Annotated in this window: 22 protein-coding genes, 6 tRNA genes and 2 pseudogenes; 11 read left to right on the top strand and 19 right to left on the bottom strand. The window is 39.4% G+C overall.

Features of this window, described 5'->3' with window-relative positions:
* The first annotated feature begins 70 nt into the window (after positions 1-70).
* Complete coding sequence (locus tag GFH30_RS05360) at positions 71-940, top strand: IS982 family transposase (RefSeq protein WP_153370362.1); 870 nt, start codon at positions 71-73, stop codon at positions 938-940.
* A 404-nt stretch (positions 941-1,344) separates the two neighbouring features.
* Here the strand turns inward: GFH30_RS05360 and GFH30_RS05355 are convergent, their stop codons facing one another.
* Positions 1,345-1,728, bottom strand: coding sequence for a DUF962 domain-containing protein (locus tag GFH30_RS05355; protein ID WP_153371246.1), 384 nt, complete (start codon positions 1,726-1,728; stop codon positions 1,345-1,347).
* Positions 1,729-2,053: 325 nt separating this feature from the next.
* Here GFH30_RS05355 and GFH30_RS05350 point away from each other — a divergent pair, with 325 nt between their 5' ends.
* The gene (locus GFH30_RS05350) at positions 2,054-3,511 is read left to right on the top strand and encodes a CYTH domain-containing protein (RefSeq protein WP_153371245.1); all 1,458 of its coding nucleotides are present in this window, start codon (positions 2,054-2,056) and stop codon (positions 3,509-3,511) included.
* A gap of 77 nt (positions 3,512-3,588) precedes the next feature.
* On the opposite strand, the gene GFH30_RS05345 is transcribed toward GFH30_RS05350, so the two are convergent.
* Entirely contained in the window at positions 3,589-4,221 is a 633-nt protein-coding gene (locus tag GFH30_RS05345; RefSeq protein WP_153371244.1) for a hypothetical protein, read from the bottom strand.
* Between the two features lie 107 nt (positions 4,222-4,328).
* Here GFH30_RS05345 and GFH30_RS05340 point away from each other — a divergent pair, with 107 nt between their 5' ends.
* Positions 4,329-4,724, top strand: coding sequence for a DUF3144 domain-containing protein (locus GFH30_RS05340; protein ID WP_153371243.1), 396 nt, complete (start codon positions 4,329-4,331; stop codon positions 4,722-4,724).
* Positions 4,725-4,827: 103 nt separating this feature from the next.
* A complete protein-coding gene (locus GFH30_RS05335; RefSeq protein ID WP_153371242.1) occupies positions 4,828-5,892 on the top strand; it encodes an amidohydrolase family protein in 1,065 nt (354 codons plus the stop codon).
* Between the two features lie 87 nt (positions 5,893-5,979).
* Here the strand turns inward: GFH30_RS05335 and GFH30_RS05330 are convergent, their stop codons facing one another.
* Complete coding sequence (locus GFH30_RS05330; RefSeq protein ID WP_153371241.1) at positions 5,980-8,739, bottom strand: M16 family metallopeptidase; 2,760 nt, start codon at positions 8,737-8,739, stop codon at positions 5,980-5,982.
* Positions 8,740-8,871: 132 nt separating this feature from the next.
* On the bottom strand, positions 8,872-9,696 hold the full coding sequence (locus GFH30_RS05325; RefSeq protein WP_153371240.1) for a PhzF family phenazine biosynthesis protein: 825 nt from the start codon (positions 9,694-9,696) through the stop codon (positions 8,872-8,874).
* A gap of 150 nt (positions 9,697-9,846) precedes the next feature.
* On the opposite strand from GFH30_RS05325, the gene GFH30_RS05320 reads away from it, so the two are divergent.
* Positions 9,847-10,446 carry a flavin reductase family protein gene (locus GFH30_RS05320; protein WP_153371239.1) on the top strand — a complete coding sequence of 200 codons (600 nt, stop codon included), beginning with the start codon at positions 9,847-9,849 and terminating at the stop codon, positions 10,444-10,446.
* Between the two features lie 88 nt (positions 10,447-10,534).
* Positions 10,535-11,269 (top strand): hydroxyacylglutathione hydrolase, encoded by a 735-nt coding sequence (gene gloB / locus GFH30_RS05315; RefSeq protein ID WP_153371238.1) that lies wholly within the window; start codon positions 10,535-10,537, stop codon positions 11,267-11,269.
* 1 nt (position 11,270) lies between these two features.
* Here gloB and GFH30_RS05310 read toward each other — a convergent pair whose 3' ends face one another.
* Entirely contained in the window at positions 11,271-11,495 is a 225-nt protein-coding gene (locus GFH30_RS05310; RefSeq protein WP_153373367.1) for a hypothetical protein, read from the bottom strand.
* Positions 11,496-11,622: 127 nt separating this feature from the next.
* Positions 11,623-12,553, bottom strand: a pseudogene (locus GFH30_RS13540) (IS30 family transposase).
* A gap of 370 nt (positions 12,554-12,923) precedes the next feature.
* Here GFH30_RS13540 and GFH30_RS05300 point away from each other — a divergent pair.
* Positions 12,924-13,127 (top strand): hypothetical protein, encoded by a 204-nt coding sequence (locus GFH30_RS05300; protein WP_153371236.1) that lies wholly within the window; start codon positions 12,924-12,926, stop codon positions 13,125-13,127.
* A 292-nt stretch (positions 13,128-13,419) separates the two neighbouring features.
* Here the strand turns inward: GFH30_RS05300 and GFH30_RS05295 are convergent.
* The 11 genes and pseudogenes from GFH30_RS05295 to GFH30_RS05245 form a co-directional block, all read right to left on the bottom strand.
* Positions 13,420-13,504, bottom strand: a tRNA-Leu gene (locus GFH30_RS05295).
* Between the two features lie 37 nt (positions 13,505-13,541).
* Positions 13,542-13,615: transfer RNA gene (locus tag GFH30_RS05290), tRNA-Trp, on the bottom strand.
* Between the two features lie 33 nt (positions 13,616-13,648).
* Positions 13,649-13,733: transfer RNA gene (locus tag GFH30_RS05285), tRNA-Leu, on the bottom strand.
* Positions 13,734-13,925: 192 nt separating this feature from the next.
* Entirely contained in the window at positions 13,926-14,432 is a 507-nt protein-coding gene (locus GFH30_RS05280; RefSeq protein ID WP_227551588.1) for a hypothetical protein, read from the bottom strand.
* A gap of 9 nt (positions 14,433-14,441) precedes the next feature.
* Positions 14,442-14,735: a hypothetical protein gene (locus tag GFH30_RS13420; RefSeq protein ID WP_227551585.1), complete on the bottom strand. Its 294-nt coding sequence runs from the start codon at positions 14,733-14,735 to the stop codon at positions 14,442-14,444.
* Positions 14,736-14,747: 12 nt separating this feature from the next.
* Positions 14,748-15,693 (bottom strand): annotated as a pseudogene (locus GFH30_RS13535) (IS30 family transposase).
* Positions 15,694-15,921: 228 nt separating this feature from the next.
* Positions 15,922-16,006 (bottom strand) — tRNA-Leu (locus tag GFH30_RS05265).
* A gap of 37 nt (positions 16,007-16,043) precedes the next feature.
* Positions 16,044-16,117 (bottom strand) — tRNA-Trp (locus GFH30_RS05260).
* A gap of 33 nt (positions 16,118-16,150) precedes the next feature.
* Positions 16,151-16,235 (bottom strand) — tRNA-Leu (locus tag GFH30_RS05255).
* A 107-nt stretch (positions 16,236-16,342) separates the two neighbouring features.
* Complete coding sequence (locus tag GFH30_RS05250) at positions 16,343-17,014, bottom strand: protein kinase domain-containing protein (protein ID WP_227551582.1); 672 nt, start codon at positions 17,012-17,014, stop codon at positions 16,343-16,345.
* A 133-nt stretch (positions 17,015-17,147) separates the two neighbouring features.
* Complete coding sequence (locus tag GFH30_RS05245; protein WP_153371232.1) at positions 17,148-18,659, bottom strand: DUF3336 domain-containing protein; 1,512 nt, start codon at positions 18,657-18,659, stop codon at positions 17,148-17,150.
* 194 nt (positions 18,660-18,853) lie between these two features.
* Here GFH30_RS05245 and GFH30_RS05240 point away from each other — a divergent pair, with 194 nt between their 5' ends.
* Together GFH30_RS05240 and GFH30_RS05235 are read left to right on the top strand one after the other, a co-directional pair.
* Positions 18,854-19,735 (top strand): ATP-binding protein, encoded by an 882-nt coding sequence (locus GFH30_RS05240; RefSeq protein WP_153371231.1) that lies wholly within the window; start codon positions 18,854-18,856, stop codon positions 19,733-19,735.
* Positions 19,736-20,121: 386 nt separating this feature from the next.
* The gene (locus GFH30_RS05235) at positions 20,122-20,730 is read left to right on the top strand and encodes a DUF4385 domain-containing protein (protein ID WP_153371230.1); all 609 of its coding nucleotides are present in this window, start codon (positions 20,122-20,124) and stop codon (positions 20,728-20,730) included.
* Between the two features lie 61 nt (positions 20,731-20,791).
* On the opposite strand, the gene tsaD is transcribed toward GFH30_RS05235, so the two are convergent.
* A complete protein-coding gene (tsaD, locus tag GFH30_RS05230; protein ID WP_153371229.1) occupies positions 20,792-21,808 on the bottom strand; it encodes a tRNA (adenosine(37)-N6)-threonylcarbamoyltransferase complex transferase subunit TsaD in 1,017 nt (338 codons plus the stop codon).
* A 146-nt stretch (positions 21,809-21,954) separates the two neighbouring features.
* On the opposite strand from tsaD, the gene rpsU reads away from it, so the two are divergent.
* Positions 21,955-22,170 (top strand): 30S ribosomal protein S21, encoded by a 216-nt coding sequence (gene rpsU / locus GFH30_RS05225; RefSeq protein ID WP_001136722.1) that lies wholly within the window; start codon positions 21,955-21,957, stop codon positions 22,168-22,170.
* Positions 22,171-22,203: 33 nt separating this feature from the next.
* Entirely contained in the window at positions 22,204-22,650 is a 447-nt protein-coding gene (locus GFH30_RS05220; RefSeq protein WP_153371228.1) for a GatB/YqeY domain-containing protein, read from the top strand.
* Positions 22,651-22,845: 195 nt separating this feature from the next.
* Here GFH30_RS05220 and GFH30_RS05215 read toward each other — a convergent pair whose 3' ends face one another.
* A complete protein-coding gene (locus GFH30_RS05215; protein ID WP_216068982.1) occupies positions 22,846-24,288 on the bottom strand; it encodes a M48 family metalloprotease in 1,443 nt (480 codons plus the stop codon).
* Between the last annotated feature and the right edge of the window lie 57 nt (positions 24,289-24,345).

The following is a 24,345-nucleotide window of genomic DNA, read 5'->3' as shown; positions in this document are numbered from 1 at the left end:
TTAACTTGAAAAATAGAAGGACTAGAGCCATCAGTTGAGTTACCACACAAAACTTAAAACTCTAGTCCCGATGTTTAATAGTACCGAATTATTTTGCTTAATTGATGATTTCTTTCTTAAATTTGAAGCAACCTACTGGAATTTTCTTAAGCAAAGTAATCGTTCCTTAAGAATCAGAACTGCTCATTTAACCATTTCAGAAATCTGTTTTATCGCTATTTGGTACAAATGTTCTCATTTCAATAATTTCAAAGCATTTTTCATTTGGTTAAAAGAAGATAAAAACCATTTATTTAAGTATTTGCCTTGCTATCAAAGGATGATTCATCTGATCAATATGCACCAATTGGCTCTACACGCTTTACATGTGGTGCTGATGAAAGACCAAGGTACACAATATTTATGGATTGATTCAACAACTCTGCCAGTTTGTAAAAATCAACGTATTCAACGCCATAAATCTTTAGCTAAAATTGCATCTCGTGGTAAAAGTTCAATGGGCTGGTTTTATGGCTGTAAATTGCACATTGCAATGAACCAATTTGGTGAAATTGCTTGTTCTGCTTTATCGAATGGACATGTTGCTGACATAAAAATGGTTGAGAGACTCGTTAAAGAGGTGGAAGCAAAGTTGTATGGAGATCGTGGCTATATTAGTCAAGAACTGAAGATTAGATTAAAAGAGCAAGGCATTGATTTAATTACCTATCATCGAAAAAATATGCAGGCTACACAACTTTCTGAGTCAGATAAATATCACTTAAAACAGCGTAATAAGATAGAGACTTTATTCAGTTTATTGAAAGGTCAGTACAATTTAGTGACAAGCAAAGCACGTAGTGTTCATGGATTTCTAGGAGGGATTTACGCGTCCTTGTGTGCATATCAACTGATCCATAAAAATAAGCCAACAATTCAAATTATGGAGTCATCGGCTTAAACAGGATTCGGGTTAGGAAAATACCTATTTCTAGGGATAGGCAAGCAAAGTGAATGCTTTAAAATCAATTTCAATAATAACAAGAAGACAGCTCAAACATTTCAGCTTGGCCTATTTGGCTTTGAAAGATACGTTCAGGGGAAACGTTCAAAGTTCAAATAGTGCCTCCTTTTTTTAAATCATCAATTAGCCGTCTCACAAGTCAGACATGCTCAGGTGAATTGATAAAACAGCAGACATAAAAAAAGCCCGGAGAGGTCACTCCAGGCTTGGAAAACTCTATTGTTCATCTCATTAAATTTGAACAAAGATTAAAACAATTAATAGAATATTAACACTCTGCTTGCAAGCTGTTTTTGAATATTTCAGTGTTTAACGTGTTAAACACGACCAAAGTCGTAATATTAAGATGGGATTTTATCAAAAGCACGATCAATAAGGCTAATATTGCCACGAAGCACATCCGCGAACATACGCCAATCGGAAATGAAACTATACAACGGTTGTTTAAAGCTCGCGGGTTTGTTTTTTTCAAAAATAAAATGTCCAACCCATGCACAGGCATAACCTGATGCAAGACCATAAAGAAAATATTTAGGTTTGCGTTGCACAATCGCTTTGCCAAAAAAATACAGCCCCAAACTACTTCCTGCCACATGCAAACGGCGACTCATGATATTGCGATGTTCAGTTAAATAGAAACGATAAAAATCTGGATAATGTTTAATGGGCATACGCTGCTGTGGCTCAGGTATATCTTCATATTTTGGTTGTACTTGGGCATTCATAGCATCATCCTGATGTTTTTTATTCACATTAGCCGATAATTTAAACAAATAAAAGTTTATTTTAAGCATCTTGCCATGCTTTTTCACATGCGCAGAACACTCTCGATACTCGATAGAACCCTGTTTATCAATACAATTCATTTACTTGTTAAAATATCAGGGCGCTGCTTTTAACATTCGTCAAGTCTTACATCTCGACTTTATTTCGTTACAATCTGTGCCTCATATCAAACAACAATGCCTGCCTAGACGCGCTTTTTTCAGCATAAATTGATGCTATTTCGTAGTTCAGCGTTGTTGTATATAAAATTCTAGGAAGATCCTCATGGTTGAAGTTGAACTCAAATTTCAAATTCCAACAGCACGCCGTCAAGCGTTACTCAAAGCCTTAGACCCAAAAAAATCAGAAAAAATTCAACTTCAAGCAAAATACTTTGATACGCCCGATCGTAAGCTTTCACAATCTGGTGCTGCCCTACGCCAACGCCTAGAAGGAACACGTTGGATTCAAACCCTAAAAGCCGCAGGCAAATCGCATATTGAACGCTTCGAGCACAATCATGACTTCGGTGAACTCAGCGAAGCACCTACATTAGATTTAAGCATTTACAGCGCAGGCAGCGAAGCTTATCAAATTTTACAGAGCGCACTTGGCAATGACTTTGAACAATTACAACTGCAATTTGAAACAGATATTGCGCGTACCTTACGCGTGATTGAATACGAAGATGCTGAAATTGAAGTCAGTTTAGATGTCGGTGCTGTACGTACGCTTTCAAACGAACAAGAAATCCATGAAGTTGAATTTGAACTGAAAAAAGGTTCCATTCAGACCCTACTCAGCTTTAGCGCAGAATGGGTTAAAAAATACCAACTGTGGCTCGATGTACGTAGCAAAGCTGAATTTGGCAATTTATTGGTATTGGGTCAACAAGTCAGCCCTGCCACTTACGCCAAAGAATTCCAATTTAGTAAGAAAGATGCTGCAAGTAAAAATTTGAGTGGTTTAATTGCACAACAAATGCAGCATTTTTTACCAAATATTGCCGCAATTTCAGCACAAGTGGCTGAACAAGAACATATTGATCAAGCGCAAATCGCACTCGATTATTTGTATTTAAGCATCTTGTTGTTTAAAGATTGGCACAGCCAAGTCTCTGATAAATGGTTCTATCAACTCGCTGCATTTAAACAGCAATTTGAAAATCTCAAGCATTTGCAACATATGAAAGCCACTTTGGGTGCTTTCTTACAAAACCCGACCACCGCAACCAATCTTGAAAAAGATATTTTATATGCACAAGAAAAATTGGTGAATTTGGTCAAATCGACCTTAAATGTGCACCATTATTTAGAGCTCCTGATTTTTAGCCTGACGGATGATTCTGCACCTGCACAAGATTTAAAAACAGCGGCTCAAACTACATTGCAGCAGCAATATAAAGCTTTATATGATCAGATGAATCAAACTGAGCAACATGATTTTGAAAATTTGGATTTATTGGCAGCGCGTATTCACGAGTTAAAATTTAGCTTCCCGATTTTAACCAATATTTATGATGTCAAAAATTTGCAAAAATACAGTAAGGCTTTGAATGACGCGCATTTGGCGGCTCAGGAATATCAAACCTTGGCATCTTCTGCGGCTTATATTCAACAAACCGAACTCGAAGCCAGTGATTGGTTTGTTTTAGGTTGGCTGACCGCCAAACAAGAAGTGTATGCAGAACGTTTATTGGAAGCGACTGAGCAATTCTTAGTGAGCCGTAAACTCATTAAGTAATCCATCAAAAAAGCCTTCAAATCACCTCTCAACTTGAAGGCTTTTTTTATAGGTTTAGAATAAATTTTCAAATATCCTTAACGATACTTGCCAAAGACTTTCCACGTATTGTTATCTGCTAATGGATCGTTATAACTGTCGCTACGTTGCTTACGTGGTTTATCTCTTGCATCGACCAATTCAAAATGATGCTCAACACTTAAAACAATGCCGTTCACATAAAATCGAGTTCGGGTATATTCACTCTGCCCATGCTGAAACACATAGGTTCTTAAATCGACAAATTCGCGATGCGCAACCAATGCTGCCGTGTCGTCATGATTCAACCAATGTTGCATGGCTTGAATCTGCTCTGGCTCAAATTGCCCGCATTTTTCGATTAAACTTGCAATACCGCGAAACGTTTTCGATTCTTTGGCGCGGGTTTTATTAATCCGAATACGGTCGACATTAAAATAAAACAACGGCAAGTTCAAATGACTGGGTAAATGAATGGCATCCAGCGTTTCATCTTCCATAAAAGGCTGAAACATCTCTTGTGCCCTTTCAATCAAACCCGTCCATTGTTTGTAATATTCATCCACTTGTGACGGCGTACCATAATAAATCGGCAAGCCTTCCACATTGGCTAAGTTGGCAGGTGGCCAAATATTTTGTCGTAATAAAGCAATATCACTTTTTAGACTTTGTACCGCAATCGCATCTTGCATGACGAATAATCTCGACTTAGGCTATTTTTAGATTAAGTCAAAGGTTTAGTTTCTGCAAGGCTTTGCCTATAATTAAACATTGAGATTTTATTGTTAGGAACAAATTCATGGTTCAAAAGATTGAAGCGACCGATGTAACCGAAGAAGAAGCGTTAAATGCGGCTTTCTTTGAACGTGCTGATGAATTTATTAAACAAGCCAACGAATTTTCTCGTGTGGAAAAAGGTTCTCAAGAGAAACCTGCTGAAAAACGCGGTCAGGTCAGTGCTGCGATGTTATTTGGGACTGCACGTTTCAATACCTGGGTGGCTGCCAATAACTTTAAAGATGGCAACGAAATGCGTGATGCCAAAGATCAAGTGATGTCATATATCTTGCAACAATTCCAAATGATGCTTGAAGACAACTATGATGAATATTGCGAGCAGTTTGAAAACTACTTACGTTTCCGTCATAACGAAGAGTTTCATGCCAATAAACACGACCACGAGCATAAACACTAAGAAAAGCCCTTCGGGGCTTTTTTTATATCCTTTATAAAAGATTGACTTATGCCCATTTTTTAACCATAAATAGCATTCACACTTTTGACCGACACGGATTGTCATGCAACAACTCAACTTCCCCATAATCGATGCACATATTCATCAGTGGGATCCCTATACCACGCCACATGCAGCGGCTTTAGCGGTTAAACTGTTTGGCAAGCATCCGAAACTTTTGGATAAGATGATTCGCTTGATGAAACCTAAGGCGGTCATTGACACCATTGGTCTCACGCAGCATCTGACTTCACCCTACTTACCCCAAAACTATAAAAAAGATATTGGGCGTTATGCCGTTGAACACGTCATTCATGTCGAAGCCAGTTGGCATGAACACAAAGGTACTGGCGTGGTCAATGAAACCCGTTTTATTGAGCAACTTCCTTTTCATGAGGCAGACTTAAATTTAGCTGCAATTGTTGCCACTGCCGATCCACGGCATAAAAACTTTAAAGATTTACTGAAGATGCATGCGGATGCCTCAGATAAATTTCTCGGCATTCGTAAAATGGCTGCGGTACACCACGATAAAGGCGTTTATGCTTGGGCAGATGAAGCGCATTTATATCGCAATCCAAAATTTTTAAAGGGCTTTGAAGCCTTGGCGAAGCAGAACTTAAGTTTTGATGCATGGGTCTATTCGACGCAAATACAAGATGTCTACGCCTTGGCACAGCATTTTCCTGAAACGAACATTGTGCTTGATCACTTTGCTACGCCTGTGGGTCTGTTTGGCGCTGTGGGCAAACATACGGGACAGACCGAACAAGATCGCTTAATTATTTTTAGTGATTGGAAAGAAAATCTTGCCAAACTTGCCGAGTGCCCAAACGTCTATACTAAAATGTCAGGCTTATTTATGCCCGTGCTTGGACATCGTTTCCATCAGTCAAAGCAGGTTGCGCATAAGGATGAGATTGTTTCACTCAGCGCACCATTGATCCAACATGCGCTGGATTGCTTTGGTACACAGCGGGTGATGTTTGCTTCAAACTTCCCGATGGACTCAGTCAGCACCAATCTTGAAAATATCATTGATGCTTTTAGCGATATTATCCAGCAGATTGATCCTTCTGCTTTAAAAGCCATTTTTCATGATAATGCCCAGACATTTTATCGACTTTAAAGCTATTCAAGCTTAATAAGTTGCAATAAAAAAGCGCCCTATCGAGGACACTTTTTTAAATTGGCATGATTAGATGAGCAAAAATTTTTAAATCTTTTGCCCGTACTGATCTGCCATCACTTCCATCAAGTGCTCTAGCTTGATGTATTTTTGAATCACACGATCAATATCCGCTTTGGTTAATGCCGCAAGTGCTTGGTCGCGCTTTTCACGATAACGCAAGTCACGCTCTTTTTCTAATTGCGGCAATAGCATCCCGTGAATATTACGATCATCTTCTAAAGCACTGACTCGTTTTTTCAAAATATTGGCTTTGGCTGCTTCCACTTCTTGCGCGGTTACGCCTTTTGCCAACAGTTCCTGAAGGACTTTATGTACCGCCTGTGACACTTGAGCAGATTTACCCGCGGTATAATTGGCATTAATGCCCAATGCACCATTATTTTCCCACTCACTTAACTGAATATTGGCACTAAAGCCATAGACCAAAGCATTCTTCTCACGCAGTTCTTGTGCTAAACGAGAAGACAATTGTGAATCACCTAAGATATGACGGAACACTTGTAATGCAGGCACATCCGCATGATCTGCACCCACTGGCATTGCAAGCGCTGCATTGTAACTACCAAACTCACGTTGCTCCGACAATACATGCACTTTCTTGGCAGGATATGCGGTGTATTCACTGCTTAAACGTGCATAACTTTCTTTGGCTTTCCAATTTGAAAATTCATTTTTAATCAGCTTTTGCATGGTTTTGGGTTGAAACTCACCGGTGACAGCAACACGCGCATGATGGGTTTCAAAGAATTGCTGATACAACGTTTTCACTTGGTCGCGATTTGCCGCTTGATACTGTTTTACTGCCAATTCAGGCTCGAAATGGTAGCGCAAATCTCCCGGTTGATATTTTTCGACCATACGCGAGAAAGTCAAAGCTGCCACAGTATCGGGTTCAGTATAAGGACGATCCAGACTTGCTAAGGTTTGTGATTTAATTAAATCAAACTGGCTTTGCTCAAAAATCGGATTTTTCAGTACATTTAAAATATATTTAAAATAGTCATCAAAATGTTCTTTCTTGGCTGCAATTTGAATGCTTAAACCATTGCCTGCTGCACTGACACTTGCCGAGCCGCCCACCTCAATGGTTTTGTCTGAAATCTGCTGTAAACTTTGTGTATCCGATGCACGTAAAATCAAATAGCTCATTAAATCTAAAATTTCAGCTTTATGCTTTAAAGTTTCCGCTGTACCAAAATCGAGAGCAATACTGGCATACACTTTGTCATCACGCGTAGTGGTTGGGAACAATGCATATCGAATACCATTTTTTAGCTTACTGCGTTGAATTTTCTTTTCTTTACTGTTCAAATACGCTTTAGACTCTTTCACATACTGCTGCACTTCTGCCTGATAAACACGGACATCTTTTAAAGGTTCTTCAGTGATTGCTTGCTGATCAAGGGTAGCTTTTGGGGCTTCGACTTGAGCTTGTTGGGCTTTTTTCTGATCTTCAGGTGTAGGTTGAATCACACCACTTAAACGATGCTGTGGCTTAAAGAAAGCTTGATAAGTTCGATTCACTTCATCAACTTTTAAATTTTGCACATCTTGCAAATCTTTAAAGTATTTTGACCAATCACCATCATAGGCCACAATATAATCACTTAAACGTGACCCCAACGCAGCAGCATTATTTTTAATATTATCCGCTTGGTTACGCGTCATATTTTTAATGCGATTCAGTTCGGATTCATTAAACCCTTTCGCTTGTTCAACACCTGAAATTAAGGATTGATTCAGTGTTGTAACATTATGGCTAGGCGCATACACCGCACCCATAAACACCATATTAAAATCTTTATCTAACCATGTCGTAGACTGAACTGCTGTCGCTTGCCCTGTTTCCACAATGCCTTGATATAAATGCCCGCTCGGTTGCAGTGTAAATAGTGTTGGTGATACAGCTAAAGCCTGCTTTACAGCTTCCTGATTTGCAGTCAAATACACATTAAACTGCGCATAATCACTGCCCTTTTTCACGGTAAATTGACGCTGCTTCATCTGTTCTGGTTGAAGCGCGGGCACTTTGGTTTGCGCAGGTACAGGACGTGCATTAATCGGGCTAAAATCTTGATCAATTTTTTTCAGCACAGCCGCTTTATCAAACTTACCCGAAATAACGATATAAGCGTTATTGGGTGCATACCAAGTTTTGTAGAACTGATTCAGCTCATCCATTTTGATCGATTGTAATTCTTTTAAATCGCCAATCGGTAAACGTCCCAAATATTGGTTGCCATATGCCGATTTAAAAATCTGATCCATCAACACTGAAAATGGCTGATCTAAGCGTAATTCACGTTCCCGCTTCACAATATCAATTTCGGTCGGTACATGCTTTTCTTGCAATACCAATTTATCCATACGCTCAGCTTCGAGCAAAATCACCTCATTCATTGCGGTGGTTTCTGGACGAATAATATTGGTATATTTGGTTGCGTAATAGTCAGTGCTGGCATTGGTCGATAAAGTAAATTGATCTAAACGACGTTGAAATTCATCGCCTTGAATATTTTCTGTGCCTTTAAATGCCAAGTGTTCTAGTAAATGCGCCAAGCCACCTTTATTTTGTGGATCATTCAACGAGCCCGTCAAATACACGGTATTCATAAAGATTTTGTTTTCTTTATCATTCGGCGCAAGAATAATTTTCAAGCCATTTTCTAATTGATATTCTTCAATATTTTGTTCAGATTTGACCAATACTGGCTGTGCAAAAATGCTTGTCGTGCCACATGCCAGTAAAATAGAAAGCGTTAAGTGTTTAAAACGTAATTGCATTATTTACTCTGTGTGAAAAAATCATCAATGTTTTTATATGTATTGCATGTTAAATAACTGCTTTAACAGTGAATAGTGTATTTTTATTAAAATGGCGCATTGTTTGAACAATACACCATTTTTTGTCACAGATTAAAGATAAAGCTCAGCAACCATATAGAGTTTGCCATAGCCCGCTACTTCAATACGCTCATTCCCCTTCAAGTCACAATACAACAAGCCACCACGTTTTGAAGCCTGATAAGCCACTAGTTGGGTTTTACCGAGTTTCTCTGCCCAAAGTGGCGCTAATCCAGTATGCATTGAACCTGTCACTGGGTCTTCATCAATGCCTTTATGCGGTGCAAAATAACGTGCAATGTAATCATAATCTTTTGAAGCACTGGTAATACTCAAATCAAGATCGACTGCAGTAATGGCGGTACTTTTATAATGAATCGCGCCAATTTCCGCAATTTTAGCTAAATTTGGCTGAGCGCGAATCACATCCTGTTCGTTATGGCAGACCAAAATGAAGGCTTGAGGATTGACATAGACCTCACTAAACGGCACATCGAACACTTTATTGAGTAGCTCAGGATAATCGCTCACTTTGACTGGTGCACGCACAGGGAAATTCATGCGAATTTTGCCGTCAAGATCTTGATCGACTATAAAAATACCTAAATCTTTCACATGAAATTGAATCGTTTTTAATGATGTGAAAAATTCAAACAAAACAAAGCTACTTGCTAATGTCGCATGACCACAGAAATCGACTTCAACAGTTGGGGTAAACCAACGAATCTCATAGTTGGCATCATCTACAATACGTACAAATGCAGTTTCAGCAAGGTTATTTTCAAAGGCGATATTTTGCATTAAATCATCAGATAACCAGTCTTCTGTTACAACAACAGCCGCAGGATTGCCCTTAAATAAAGTGGTGCTAAAGGCATCAACCTGATACATTTTCATAAAATATTCCTTTTCTCTGCAATGCACTAATTTTAGCGATAATATCTGTATAGGTCTGTTTTTATCATCTAAAAACATGCAATTGATGAAAAAACAGAAAGCCGTTCAGATTTTTTGAAGCTTGAACAATAATATTCGGTGAACATGTTTATGAGCCATACTTTTAAATTCCCGCATCTCAAAGCAGTACCATTGGAAAAAGCCTATCGCTTAATTACCCATGGCCCCACCGTCTTAGTGTCTGCTCAGGATCAACAGCATACCGATGTCATGGCAGCAGCATGGGCATGTGCACTTGAATTTCAACCTGCAAAAGTCACCGTGGTTTTAGATAAAAGCACCAAAACCCGTGACATTATTGAACGTTCTGGCTTCTTTGCTTTACAAGTTCCGACGCGGAAACAACTCAAAATGGTTCATGCTGTCGGCAATATGAGCCTATATGCTGCACCAGAAAAGTTACGCCAATCTGGGGTCGAATTATTTCAGTTTGAATCTTATGATCACATTCCTGTAGTCCAAGGTTGCAGTGCTTGGCTGTTATGTAAACTCATTCCTGAACCGCACAATCAGCAGCAACATGATCTATTCATTGGCGAAGTCATTGCAGCCTATGCAGATGATCGTGTCTTTCGAGATGGGCATTGGTATTTCCATGAAGTCAGTGACGATTGGAAAAGCATCCATCATGTTGCTGGCGGACATTTCTATACTATTGGCGAGCCCGTTTCAGTCAATGACAAAGTTTAAAGAGCATTAATCTTGAGATTTTTTCGTTTATAACTCAATTATGGATGTATGCCTGATTGAATATCCCCATTATTTTGGACACTTTTTTATGATGCCTTTTAAAATTCACTGTATTGATGTTCAAAACCAACTACAAAACTATATTTGGTTGCTTGAACATACGCCTAGTAAACAAGTCGTCGCGATCGACCCAACTGAAGCGTCTTTAGTGACGAAATACTGCACAGAACACAATTTAGCATTGAGCCAAATTTGGCTAACGCATTGGCATAAAGATCATATTGGTGGCGTGCTTGAGCTGATTGAATCGACAAATATTCCGGTATATGGTCCACAAGCTGAAAGCTCAAAAATTCCATTTTTAACGCATGCGCTACAACATGAAGACCGAGTAAATTTTCATGATTTAGACATCGAGATTATAAGTGTTCCGGGGCATACCTTAGGGCATATTGTTTATTTTATTGATGCACTTGATGTGCTTTTTTCTGGTGATACCTTGTTTGCGATGGGCTGCGGTCGTGTCTTTGAAGGAACACATGAGCAAATGTTTCATTCATTAAACCGTCTTGCTGCCCTGCCACCACGCACGCAAGTCTATTGCACTCATGAATACACGCTCTCAAATGCCAAGTTCGCGCTACACGTTGAACCTGACAATCTTGCTATTCAAGAGCGTTATACGCATGTCGAACGGTTACGTCTGCTCGGACAATGTACATTACCGAGTACGATTGAGCTTGAATTAGAAACCAATCCATTTTTACGCGCGAATGACGTTGAAGCATTCACGCATTTACGCACGCTTAAAGATAATTTCTAATTTATAAAATTTGATGGCTTTTGGCATAGGTATCGAGTTCTACTTGTGTCACCACCCGAACCGCATGCATTTCATCGACACGAACCAAGAGCAATCCACCCAGCGCAGGTTGATAACGACGTGCGCTACCAAAGGGTGTATAAGCGACTTTTGATTCAATACTAAACGTCAACCAATCTTCATGTCCTAGCATCACCGCTGTGGGTTGCAACGCTTGCGCTTGCATGCTTTGAATTATCAATTGCACGTGCTCTTCAATTTTCAAAATTTACCTATTTCGTGCCCATTCAATCACTGCATTATAAAATAAGCCCAATAACTTAATCCCTTTTAATACGCTTATTTTTTATTTCTTAGATTAGCATTTGAAGTGCAACACCATGTTGTTGCCATAATACCTGACTCGGACTTTTAAAGCCGAGTCTTTTTCTTGGACGATGATTGATACGGTCTGTTATTTCTGAGATATATTCATCTGTATACTGATTTAAGTCACTTCCTTTCTAATGTATTGTCTGACTAAGCCGTGGTATTTCATTCGTACTCGTTGCCAAGCGCTAAAGGATCTGCGAAATACCAGTCTATTTAATTCTTGAGCAACACATTCATGCAGACTAAACTCCTTACCATTATCTGCGGTAATCGTCTTGAGCTGATCTTTGATTGCTCAAGTAAACTGATCGTTGTTTGGCAAACTTCCTCTGCTTTACTGAGCTAAACTTCTTTAGCCACAAATAACCTGTCTTACGATCTACATCGAGACCAATGATGCTGATGATTCTTACCCAATCGTATCTATCTCTAGATCACCGAAACGATGACGCTGTTCAATCTCAATCGGTCTATCATGAATGCTTTACGATTAGCCAGCTGACCACGGTTCAGGAGAGCCGTATTCCTCTTTCTTTGATTTCTGAAACGTAGATGATGAAAGAGAGTACCGCCCTTATTTTTATCCTGTCGTATTAAGCGATAAATTGAATGCAGACTGACTGAAACACGGGAAGCAATCTGTTCAGGACTCCATTGAAGTTCAAGATAAAAGATGACATTTGCCCATATTTCATCAGGGATTCTTTTAGGATTAGAGCAATGGCGTCTTCGAGCGAGTTTACTAGCATGCTTAGCGAAATAACCATTTCTAGCTCGATTACGATTGATTTCTCTAGAAATAGTGGAAGGTGAACGATTCAGTCTCCAAGCAATATAACGTTGAGAAAATCCTTCACGTAACAATGTAAAAATCTGATATCTTTCTTCTTGGGTAAGATGAGTATAGTTCATGATGCAACTTTGACTTTGGTCGGTCGGAAGCAAAATGCTAGCTCATCTTGCTTCTTTCCAAAATTTAATCTCTGTTGCACTTCATTTGAGAATCTAAGTTTATAAAAATTAACTATCTCGTGCCAAGCGACACATCTTGTATACATTTCAAGCAAAGCATCATTTTTGATGATAAATTCAGCATTTATATAATATTTAGTTACTTATCATTTTTTATATTATTTATCATTATCTTAGATAACATTTAACCATTTTATTGATTATATATAAAGCAAACTCAATTCTCATTTGCATTTTTTAGCATTCCTCCCCTTTAAAAAAAAATAAAAAACCCCTATTTATAATGAAACAGCATTAATGGAGTAATCTCGTGAAAAAAGTTGTGAAAGCAAAAAATTTGATCGCATTTCGTTTGTGGCTCGAAAAATTAGGCTATTCAGTGCGTACCCTGACGGATAATCGCGGCTTTAGCTTTAGCTTTAAAAAAGAATATGGTTTAGTCACGGTCGATTTGGCAGGTAATGCATTGGCAATGCAGCTTGGGGAAGAGTTCGAAGATCATCTAAAGGCTTAATTGTGAGCTTTATTTTAAATGCATGCTGAGCCTAATTGAGATTCCCAGCATGCATTTTATATAGAATGTTTTATTTAAATGACGTGTATTTAATATAACAATTCAAACAGGCGTTCTGACGTTAAGCGAACATTTCTTTATTTCTATTCTTTCTAACCGAAGCAATTTATACACAAAAGTCTTTTGCATAAAAATCAAGGCTTAAAATCACTATACAGCGTTGATATACGTAGTGCCTTCGTCAAATTTCAGGCAATAAAAAAGCAAGACATAAGCCTTGCTTTCATATCGATGGTGGGGACGGAGAGACTCGAACTCTCACACCTCGCGGCGCTGGAACCTAAATCCAGTGCGTCTACCAATTTCGCCACGTCCCCATCAGGGTGCTAACCTCAGTTAGACTTCTTTAAAACTTGGCAGAGGATCAAGGACTCGAACCTTGACGAACGGTTTTGGAGACCGTCATGCTACCATTACACCAATCCTCTACTGACCTTTAAACACTTAATAAAAGTATTTATTGGTGGGGACGGAGAGACTCGAACTCTCACACCTCGCGGCGCTGGAACCTAAATCCAGTGCGTCTACCAATTTCGCCACGTCCCCGATGGCTGTGTATATTATAGAGATCAAACCGCGTTGACAAGCCATTTTCTAAGCATACATGCTGTTTTCTGCTATAAATTAATCAGTTAAATGTATTTTTTATTTTTTTGCTGAAACCTTATTTAATTTTGAGTCAATCTAAATTGTACTGATCCATATTTTTGCACCCATAGCTCGTTGAAAATGCGTGCATCAATGGGTCACATTAAATGAATCGATCAATTTTTTCGAATCCTGAAGCACTTCTTGCCAATGCGGCAATAATTCACTATGAAAACTGATCTTGATATAACTGGTATTAAACCCATAATTGGGTTCATGTGTTACCAAGTTACAGCTTGACACTCCATCCCAAAAATAAGTGCAATCAATTACCAGACTGATCTCGTTTTCCTGAGCTTCTTGCCAATAAATTTTTCTTGTAGAGTTTTGCCCCCCTGCAACATCGATGACAAAAAGTTCCAATTCTGAATCCCATTTTTTGGTTAGATTCCGCCATTTTTCAGTGACTTCAACACTATCCAAATTATTTTTTAATTTCCAATTTAAAGCCCATATATCATTAAAAGAACTTTTACTTCCCCACTCCTCTTCCCAAACTGAGCGTTGGTTTAATGCGATTGTTATATCATTTTTATTCTCAGAATCTAATCTAAAGCCTTCTCTAGATGGTGTCGTTTCAGGCCACTTAACCTTCAAGTCAATACTTTAAATTTGATCATCACAACCTTTAGCTTTATGCTCTTCTTTTATATTTTTACCCCAATAATTGACACCTTGATAAGTCACTCTTCCATAATGTAAATATTGCTTATCAATCAGCATGTGCTGATCACCAAATTTTCCACAGGCATATAAACGTGCTTTGACTTTTTCAGGGTCATGCATACTGTTATAACCGTATAGCAATACAGCAATCGAAAATGGTGTCAAACGTGCTACCAACAGAAAGGTCGATTTTCTTATTTTTGGTTGTCGCTGTTTATAGTGCTGCTGCGTCATGTTTTTTTATTCTTAGATTAGCATTTGAAGTGCAACACCATGTTGTTGCCATAATACCTGACTCGGACTTTTAAAGCCGAGTCTTTTTCTTGGACGATGATTGATACGGTCTGTTATTTCTGAGATATATTCATCTGTATACTGATTTAAGTCACTTCCCTTTCTAATGTATTGTCTGACTAAGCCGTTGGTATTTTCATTCGTACCTCGTTGCCAAGCGCTATAAGGATCTGCGAAATACCAGTCTATTTCTAATTCTTGAGCAACACATTCATGCAGACTAAACTCCTTACCATTATCTGCGGTAATCGTCTTGAGCTGATCTTTGATTGGCTCAAGTAAACTGATCGTTGTTTGGCAAACTTCCTCTGCTTTACGTGAGCTAAACTTCTTTAGCCACAAATAACCTGTCTTACGATCTACAATCGAGACCAATGATTGCTGATGATTCTTACCCACAATCGTATCTATCTCTAGATCACCGAAACGATGACGCTGTTCAATCTCAATCGGTCTATCATGAATGCTTTTACGATTAGCCAGCTGACCACGAGTTTCAGGAGAGCCGTATTCCTCTTTCTTTGATTTCTGAAACGTAGATGATGAAGAGAGTACCGCCCTTATTTTTATCCTGTCGTATTAAGCGATAAATTGAATGCAGACTGACTGAAACACGGGAAGCAATCTGTTCAGGACTCCATTGAAGTTCAAGATAAAAGATGACATTTGCCCATATTTCATCAGGGATTCTTTTAGGATTAGAGCAATGGCGTCTTCGAGCGAGTTTACTAGCATGCTTAGCGAAATAACCATTTCTAGCTCGATTACGATTGATTTCTCTAGAAATAGTGGAAGGTGAACGATTCAGTCTCCAAGCAATATAACGTTGAGAAAATCCTTCACGTAACAATGTAAAAATCTGATATCTTTCTTCTTGGGTAAGATGAGTATAGTTCATGATGCAACTTTGACTTTGGTCGGTCGGAAGCAAAATGCTAGCTCATCTTGCTTCTTTCCAAAATTTAATCTCTGTTGCACTTCATTTGAGAATCTAAGATTTTATTGATATATTTAACTTTATAAAACAGTTGCTCATATTTAGCAAAACGATTTTTTATTTTTATCTATGCTCGTTACTTTCCTACAGGCAATAAAAAAGCAAGGTCAATGCCTTGCTTCAATATGATGGTGGGGACGGAGAGACTCGAACTCTCACACCTCGCGGCGCTGGAACCTAAATCCAGTGCGTCTACCAATTTCGCCACGTCCCCATCAGGGTGCTAACCTCAGTTAGACTTCTTTAAAACTTGGCAGAGGATCAAGGACTCGAACCTTGACGAACGGTTTTGGAGACCGTCATGCTACCATTACACCAATCCTCTACTGACCTTTAAACACTTAATAAAAGTATTTATTGGTGGGGACGGAGAGACTCGAACTCTCACACCTCGCGGCGCTGGAACCTAAATCCAGTGCGTCTACCAATTTCGCCACGTCCCCAATGGCTGTGTATACTATAGAGATCATTTTCACCTGACAAGTGATTTTTAAGAAAAAGCCACCCAATTGATTAAATAAGGAACAAAGCCGGTTTTTTTGTATTTTTCTCATTCAATTTCAGTCATTAGCAGGCTTTTAACGGCACTAAAACTTGGCAGACGTTGGCTTTTGTGTTTACGTAACATCTGCTGTAAAACACCTTCAAAGCACCTGAATTCGCTTAAAAGCTCAACCTGTAAATACTGACAGTGCAAATATGCCCAATCTTGATAAGTGGTCGCCATTAAACGTTTTTGCGTAAGCCATTCCAAAAAGATAATCCCTAGAGCGTAAATATCACTTTGTACAGACTTCAATTGACCATGAAAAAGTTCTGGTGCCATATAACGTGGGGTGGCATTCATAGGTTGCTGGATCGGACTCATTAGCGATTGCACTTGTTCAAAATCAATCACGCCTACCCGACCCTGATTATCTAAAAAGTGCTCTTGCTTTAAATCTGCGTGGATATACCCCGATTGTTCAAGCTGAATGAATGGCTCAATCGCCCCAAGTAAATGCTGTTTGATTTGATGGGCTGATAAGGTCAAAGGAGATCGATCAAAATAGCCCGCATAATGTCGGCATAAAATCGCTTGTTGAAACAACGTTTGGTTGATTTGAAAAGTTTCATGGATCAACTGGTGCGACACGAAAAAATCGAGCGATTGGTCGTATGCATGGTCTAGATAAAAATTAAACTCTCGTTCAAAGCCTTGCTGCGCGTGCAATGAATCCAAGTCAGCTGCATGCGTCTGCGTTTTCAACCAATATCTTTGCCCATTGATGTTGATATCAAATAAATATCGCCCAAAACTCAGACTTTTGGCTTTGGTCTGAAGCTGTATGGGCGAATTGAGCAGATCTGCAAGTTTAACTGACAATATACTTTTGCGGCTTTTGATCGGGTGCATGGTGATATTTTAGCAGTTCCAAACAATGTTGAATGGTTTTACCGACACGCTCTTGCGTTTCCAACAAGGAAATCCGTGGCCATGTTGCCCGCTCGCCCTCTTTTTGCAAAATTTTAAATAGATGCGGTTTCGGATTTTGCAACATATAACTATAGTGGCGCAAACTGTGATTGCCCACAATATTCACATCACCATAATAACGCTGATCCACCACCCCATGACCGTGATCAAGCAAACGACGTACAGGCGCAACATTCCCGACGCGCTCACGCGTAAAGTCCATGACCCCTTTTGCAATCACTTGTGCTTGGCGACGTGCAATTCGCTGCGGCCAACTCAACATATTTTTATTAAAACGCGAAATATCATCCTGCATAAACGGCACAATATGCGGATTGACCTGACTGGCAATAGTGTAATTAATATTATACAAGCGTGCCATTTTCTCTTGTGGGAAATCACTACGCACACTGCCATCTACCCAACGTGTCGATGACATATAAGGCGTATATTTGCCATCATGGCGTTTACTGGTCAGTTGAATCGGTGGGAATAAAATCGGCACAGCACACGAAGCCAGTACAGCGCTCCATACCAATACATCGGGAGATGTGTAGGCATTCATAATCCGAGCGTCTTGCGAACCGTCATACGGGGCAATCGCAACATTAATATGTAAGCCCGACTTTTTAAAGGCTTCTTCAAAAGTGACATCACCTAAGTTTTCCACTAAGAATTTTTTCAAGTAGCGTACATCAGCGAGTCCGCCACCGCCCTTGATTAGATCGTTCAATTTACGAAAATGAAAGGCTTCACTAAAAAAGTTCTGACCTTTTAAAATTTGATGATATTCAGATGGATGCGATACACCTAACATAGCGGTCATAATCGCACCCGCACTCGAACCTGACATCACTTTCGGCATTAAGTCTTGTTCCATAAGCGCCTTACACACACCAGTATGAAACAGCCCTAACGTTGAACCACCTGAGAACATGAGCGCAGGTTGACCATAAGCACGTTGGCAATGCTGAAAATATTCAAGCTTTTCATCCAAACTTAAACAGGTACATTCATCAGAGGCAATAAATGCCAAACTTTGACTCACTTCATCCACATAATCTTCAATGATTTTTTTTGTTCCCACGTAAGCTTGGGAAAACAATAAAGGATGAGAAATATTGGCAATATCGTAACTTAAGCCTTCACGCAAAATATACATTAGGTCACGGGTACGTTTTTGCGTACGATATCGGGTTAACTTCCCCAACCGGTGTGCAATTACTTGCGCATCAAAATAAGGGGATGAATTATCTAACTTCCATTCTTGCGCACCAGATTCTTCATCAAGCTTTAATGCAATGCTTTTCCACTCTGCATAAGAGTCCGCTTTGGCGAGCTGCAACTTCAATTTCTTAATGCGATAGGCTTGGTGCGGATTTATATTTCGCGTGAAATCTTTAAATATCATATTTAGACCTTCCCTGTGCCTATCTTCGATCCATGTATCACACATGGTGGTTAAAATATGCAGAATGATGCACTTTCCTGCAATGACGTTATTTTGTTTATATCATGCAAATTATCACAATTAGTCTACTTTTACATCGAATTTTAGAGTATTAGTATCACGATAATCATTTTTAAAACTGAATACACAAAATCATGGCAACGATTGATTTACCTGAAAATATTATCAATTCACTTGCAACAGTATTGTTGCAATTACAACAAAGCCTTGCACCCATAAAGAAACCAACAGATTTCAGCGCTTATGCGTATAAATGGCAACATGGCGAACTGCATCCCATTCATCAGCTTAAAGCGATTCAGCTCGACGACCTCAAAGGCATTGAACGTCAAAAAGAAAAAGTGATTCAAAATACCCTACAATTTTTGCATGGCTTACCTGCCAATGACGTTTTGCTCACCGGCTCACGCGGTACAGGCAAGTCATCGATTGTACGTGCGCTATTAAATGATTATGCCGAACAAGGTTTACGCTTGATTGAAATTGAGCGAGACGATTTGTCTGAATTACCTCAAATCCAACAACTTATTCAAGATCGCCCTGAAAAATTCATTGTTTATTGTGATGATCTTGCTTTCAATGCTGAAGATGAAAATTATCGGAGTTTAAAAAGCGTATTGGATGGTTCATTACAATCCGGTTCAAGTAATTTTGTGATTTATGCGACCAGTAACCGTCGTCATTTATTGCCTGAATTTATGCATGAAAATACCCCCGTCACTAAAGTGGATGTTCCGCAATACACTGAATTACATCCACAAGAAGCGATTGAAGAGAAAATCTCGCTTTCGGATCGCTTTGGACTTTGGCTGTCTTTTTATCCAATGGATCAAAATTTATATTTAGAGATTGTCGAACATTATTTAAAGCAAGCGAATCTTGCACTTGATGCAGAGACGCGTGCAGAAGCATTACGTTGGTGTCAAAGTCGTGGACAACGTTCAGGTCGTGCTGCCTATCAGTTTTCTAAACATTGGATTGGTTCAAGTTCATTGCAGTTAATCAAACAAAAATAGCGCCCATATTGCTTTATTTTTGAAGCTTCAGAACTTTGAATATAGTAAATATCAGTAAACCTTTACAGAAAAGCACCTCAGTCATGCTGTGGTGCTTTTATAGAATCAATGTCTTACTGAGGACGAAATGCATCCTCAGCAAAAATCATGTGCGAATCCTATTGCACTTTGTCTTTAGAACATAAGATCAAGTTGTACTTTTAGACATACGATTCACATAGATCCAAAGCTGAAACAAAGGTTCTTAAAAATATACTAAGCTCTTTTTATAACAACAACTTTTCGACTTTGTCATATTAAAGTCAGACAAAATGCTTCAAACGCTGCGCAATCACGTATAATTTGCCATTATTTGAAAAATTTACCGCCTTTAAGGACTCCCAAAGATGAACAATGAACAAGAACTCGTGATATCTGAACAAGAAGATATAGCCGCTGAGCAAACTTTAGTTGCGGCTCAAGCACCAGCGAAAGTAAATCCTGAAGGTTTTTCACGTAGCTTTGACTTTTCACTTGATTTTGAAAACATTAATTTTAGAAAGCGCCCAAAACTATATCGCGTTGGTCGTGGTGAAGAAGGCGTATTATTGGTTGAACCTTATAAATCTGAAATTTTACCGCTTTGGAAAATTGATGATGAAGCAACAGCCACTGAAAGTAGCGATAAAATTTTTGCGCTATTTTTAGATTACTTGGAGAAAGGTGATTTTGTCGGTGCAGATATGGCACGCAAATTCTTATTGATGGGCTATACCCGCTCACGTCGTTATGCGCACCATAAAAAAGGTTCACTCAAAACAGGTCGCAAAAATAAAGGCGCAACCCCTAAAATTAAAGTGGTTGTAGATACAGCAGAAAAACCACAACGTACCCCTGAAGAATTGAGCAAAATTGCAGTTTCAAAAATCTTTAAAGAAAAAAGTGCTCAAGCTAAAGCCAATGAGAAATATGTTGAATTGAAAGAAAAATTCAATGAAATGATTCGCGAAGCTTAAAACCACGCTGAATTGAAATAAAAAAAGAGGCTTAACGCCTCTTTTTTATTCGCTTTAAATCTTAAACTTCAGTTGGGTTGGTCAACTCAGTCATCGGCCAACGAGGTGTTGTGGTCACCGCCAAACCATCATGTTGCCCTGCTTTCAAACGTTGATAGCCTGCAAAAGCGATCATGGCACCATTGTCGGTACAAAGCGCAGGTTCCGCATAATACACCTGAGATTTAATCTTCGCCAAATCTGCTTCTAAGCGTTCACGTAAACGTTTATTGGCACTCACACCACCGGCAATCACCAAACGCTTTAAGCCTGTTTGCTTCAGAGCTTTCACTGATTTTTTTACCAATGTATCAACAATGGCTTCTTGGAAACTCGCAGCAATATCAGCATCGCGATTTTCATCCGCTAGTTTCTTCATTTGTACAGAAACTGCAGTTTTCAAGCCACTAAATGAGAATTGCAAACCTTGGTGCAACATTGGACGTGGAAATGCAAATGCATTTGGATCACCATTTTCGGCAAGACGTGAAATATTTGGACCACCCGGATAAGGCAAGCCCATCATTTTCGCAACCTTATCGAAGGCTTCACCTGCTGCATCATCAATCGACTCACCAAGCAATTCATATTGCCCAATGCCATAGGCTGCCATCAATTGTGAGTGTCCGCCTGATACCAATAACGCCACAAAAGGAAATTCCGGTGGAGTTTTAGACAAAAGAGGCGCCAACATATGACCTTCCATATGATGCACGCCGATGGCAGGTTTATTTAATGCGAATGCCAAGGTTCGCCCAAATAATGCACCCGTCATCAGGGCACCCATTAAACCTGGACCACGAGTATAAGCAATGGCATCAATCTCAGATTTCTTGATCTTTGTCTCATCAAGCAACTGATTAATTAAAGGAATTAACTTGCGCACATGATCACGAGAAGCCAATTCAGGAACTACACCACCATACTCAGCGTGCAGTTTAATTTGACTATAAAGCACCTGTCCGCGCAAACCCAACTCGCTATCATAAAGCGCAAGCCCTGTTTCATCACACGATGTTTCTAAGCCTAAAACGATCATTAAACTGCCTATAACCTGTATCAAATCTATTGCAAGCACCATTATATGCTTGTGGTATGAGATGTAAATGAGTAAAATACTGACCTTCACTTGTGATCGTAGGCATTCCGCTTATGATCTTATCCATAACTTAATGAGGATTCTTCATGCCACAAGTTAAATTGAAAGAAGGCGAACCAGTAGACGTAGCTATCCGTCGTTTCAAACGTTCATGCGAAAAAGCTGGTGTTCTAGCTGACGTACGTAAACGTGAATTCTACGAAAAACCTACTCAAGAACGTAAACGTAAAAAAGCTGCTGCTGTTAAACGCTACCAAAAGAAATTGGCGCGTGAATCAGTACGTACAACTCGCCTTTACTAAGATTAATTTGTGATTGACTGCCTGGAATAAATAATGACGACTTTAAAGAACCAGATAACAGATGTTTTGAAAGCAACAATGCGTGCCAAAGAAATGTCGACGTTAACGGTAATTCGTGGTCTTCAGGCAGCAATTAAGCAAATCGAAGTCGATGAGCGCAAAGAACTTGACGACGCTCAAGTTCTTGCGGTCATTGAAAAGCAAATTAAACAACGTAAAGAATCGATTAAGGCGTTTTTGGGCGCTGGTCGAGAAGATTTAGCTAGTAAGGAACAAGCCGAACTTGAGGTTTTATCTCAATTTCTACCAGAAGCTATGACTGAGGAAGAACTTGATTCCATCATTGCGCAAACGATTGCAGCGCAAGAAGCTACTAGCATGAAAGATATGGGTAAGGTGATGAATTCTCTGCGTCCGCTCATAGCCGGGCGCGCCGATCCTTCTGAAGTATCTGCCAAAATTAAAGCAAAACTTGCTTAATACCCCACTCTAAATCTCTATTTTGCGTTGAACTGTCTTAAATAAGTCAGTTCTTAGCAGCCTATTTTATTCACATATTTAAATTTTTCTCGTCACTCATTTCGTCATTCAACGACTGTTATCTATAAATCATAAAAAACTTAAAAGCACTTTAACACTCATCTAAACATCTTTTTCTGTCTTCAAAAAACCATCTTAAATTTTATATTGTCGTTCTTGTTGCATCTGTTTTAAACGCGCCTTAATCGTTACAGATAAAGACGAATTAGACTGACTGATTCTTTGTGCGTGGAGTAATGTTTTAATTGCCGCTTCGTCACTTCCTGACCAATATTCAACTTCCGCTCGGTGACGCAATACATTGATGGTCTTGGTCGCTGATGCCGGTTCTGCATTGGTCAGCTGGAGCATTAAATTCCAACCGCTTAAATCACGATGATTGCTACGTAAAAAACGCTGAATAATGGCTTTTGCGCGGTCTAATTGTTTTGCTCGAATCAAGCTTTCAGCATATTTATAATTTAACGCACGATGTTCAGGCATCGTTGCTGCAGCAGATTGAACACTTTTTAATGCTAAATCTGTTTGATTCTGCCCCAAGTACACGTCTGTTTGCAAAATGACAAGCAATGGATGCAAGCTATTGCTACGTTTGGCTTGGTCAAGCGCTGCCTGTGCTGCTTTATAATCATGCTTATCTGTATAATAAGCGGCTAAACCGACTTGAGCTGCAAAATTATTTTGCTGTGCAACTGACAGCAGTTCCTGTTCCGTGGTTTGCCCTGACAAGACACGGCTATACCATTTAATGATATCAAAATCTTGATTGAACAATTTAGGCTTGACCACAGGCAGTTGATTGGCACGAAGACGCGCCTCACTCATACGCTCACTGGTCAACGGATGGGTATACCAAAAGTCGGGCATAAAACTTAAACGACTTGTTGCGCGATGCATTACCTCAAAAAAATCCGCCATACTTTGCGGGTTATATCCCGAGGCATACATATATTGCATTCCGATCCGATCTGCTTCACGTTCTTGATTGCGGCTATAGGTCAGTTGTTTATCAAGTAAAGCTGCTTGTGAGCCCAGCATCACAGCTGCACCTGCATCACCATCGGCTTGAGATGCCACCAAAGCCCCCACCAAAATACCGGCTAAAGCCAGCAAACCCTGCCCCTTAAAGGCTTCTTGAGAGCGACTGTAATGACGTTGTGTGACATGTGCAATTTCATGTGACATGACCCCTGCCACTTCATCCATATTACGCGCTGAATTGAGCAAGCCTAAATTAAGGGCAAATAATCCACCTGGAACCGCAAAAGCATTAATTTGTGGATCATTAATGACCACCAAACCAATAGGTTGCTGTAATTGGGTTTGACTTAAAATATGTGAGAACACAGAAAAGAGTTGATCTTCTAACCAAGGATTTTGAATGGTCGGCATTTTGGCTTGTACTTCTCGGTACACCTTCTCACCAATCATTTTTTCTTTTTGCTGATCAATTAAACCAATGCCAGAACCAATTTCAGGCACGTTAAATTGTGCCGCACTCTGATTAAATCCATCTATTTCGCTATGACCAGTGGCCATACAAAAACTTAAGCTACATGCCAAAACCAGTCGTTTCAATGAAAATCTCGAATACCCATCTGCTTGATCATGTGAATATAACATCGAAAAATGAGC

This window comes from Acinetobacter wanghuae (genome assembly GCF_009557235.1).
In the GTDB taxonomy this organism is placed as follows: Bacteria; Pseudomonadota; Gammaproteobacteria; order Pseudomonadales; family Moraxellaceae; genus Acinetobacter; species Acinetobacter wanghuae.
Note: the sequence above shows the minus strand (reverse complement) of the source record. Positions and strands in the feature narration are given on the sequence as shown.

Bases quoted from the DNA above. Each gene is read 5' to 3' on its own strand.
- GFH30_RS05320 (WP_153371239.1), top strand. From the start codon at position 9,847: ATGAGCCATACTTTTAAATTCCCGCATCTCAAAGCAGTACCATTGGAA.
- GFH30_RS05335 (WP_153371242.1), top strand. From the start codon at position 4,828: ATGCAACAACTCAACTTCCCCATAATCGATGCACATATTCATCAGTGG.
- GFH30_RS05325 (WP_153371240.1), bottom strand. From the start codon at position 9,696: ATGAAAATGTATCAGGTTGATGCCTTTAGCACCACTTTATTTAAGGGC.
- GFH30_RS05235 (WP_153371230.1), top strand. From the start codon at position 20,122: ATGAACAATGAACAAGAACTCGTGATATCTGAACAAGAAGATATAGCC.
- GFH30_RS05340 (WP_153371243.1), top strand. From the start codon at position 4,329: ATGGTTCAAAAGATTGAAGCGACCGATGTAACCGAAGAAGAAGCGTTA.
- rpsU (WP_001136722.1), top strand. From the start codon at position 21,955: ATGCCACAAGTTAAATTGAAAGAAGGCGAACCAGTAGACGTAGCTATC.
- GFH30_RS05330 (WP_153371241.1), bottom strand. From the start codon at position 8,739: ATGCAATTACGTTTTAAACACTTAACGCTTTCTATTTTACTGGCATGT.
- GFH30_RS05350 (WP_153371245.1), top strand. From the start codon at position 2,054: ATGGTTGAAGTTGAACTCAAATTTCAAATTCCAACAGCACGCCGTCAA.
- GFH30_RS05355 (WP_153371246.1), bottom strand. From the start codon at position 1,728: ATGAATGCCCAAGTACAACCAAAATATGAAGATATACCTGAGCCACAG.
- gloB (WP_153371238.1), top strand. From the start codon at position 10,535: ATGATGCCTTTTAAAATTCACTGTATTGATGTTCAAAACCAACTACAA.
- tsaD (WP_153371229.1), bottom strand. From the start codon at position 21,808: ATGATCGTTTTAGGCTTAGAAACATCGTGTGATGAAACAGGGCTTGCG.
- GFH30_RS05240 (WP_153371231.1), top strand. From the start codon at position 18,854: ATGGCAACGATTGATTTACCTGAAAATATTATCAATTCACTTGCAACA.
- GFH30_RS05245 (WP_153371232.1), bottom strand. From the start codon at position 18,659: ATGATATTTAAAGATTTCACGCGAAATATAAATCCGCACCAAGCCTAT.
- GFH30_RS13420 (WP_227551585.1), bottom strand. From the start codon at position 14,735: ATGACGCAGCAGCACTATAAACAGCGACAACCAAAAATAAGAAAATCG.
- GFH30_RS05220 (WP_153371228.1), top strand. From the start codon at position 22,204: ATGACGACTTTAAAGAACCAGATAACAGATGTTTTGAAAGCAACAATG.
- GFH30_RS05310 (WP_153373367.1), bottom strand. From the start codon at position 11,495: ATGCAAGCGCAAGCGTTGCAACCCACAGCGGTGATGCTAGGACATGAA.
- GFH30_RS05345 (WP_153371244.1), bottom strand. From the start codon at position 4,221: ATGCAAGATGCGATTGCGGTACAAAGTCTAAAAAGTGATATTGCTTTA.
- GFH30_RS05360 (WP_153370362.1), top strand. From the start codon at position 71: ATGTTTAATAGTACCGAATTATTTTGCTTAATTGATGATTTCTTTCTT.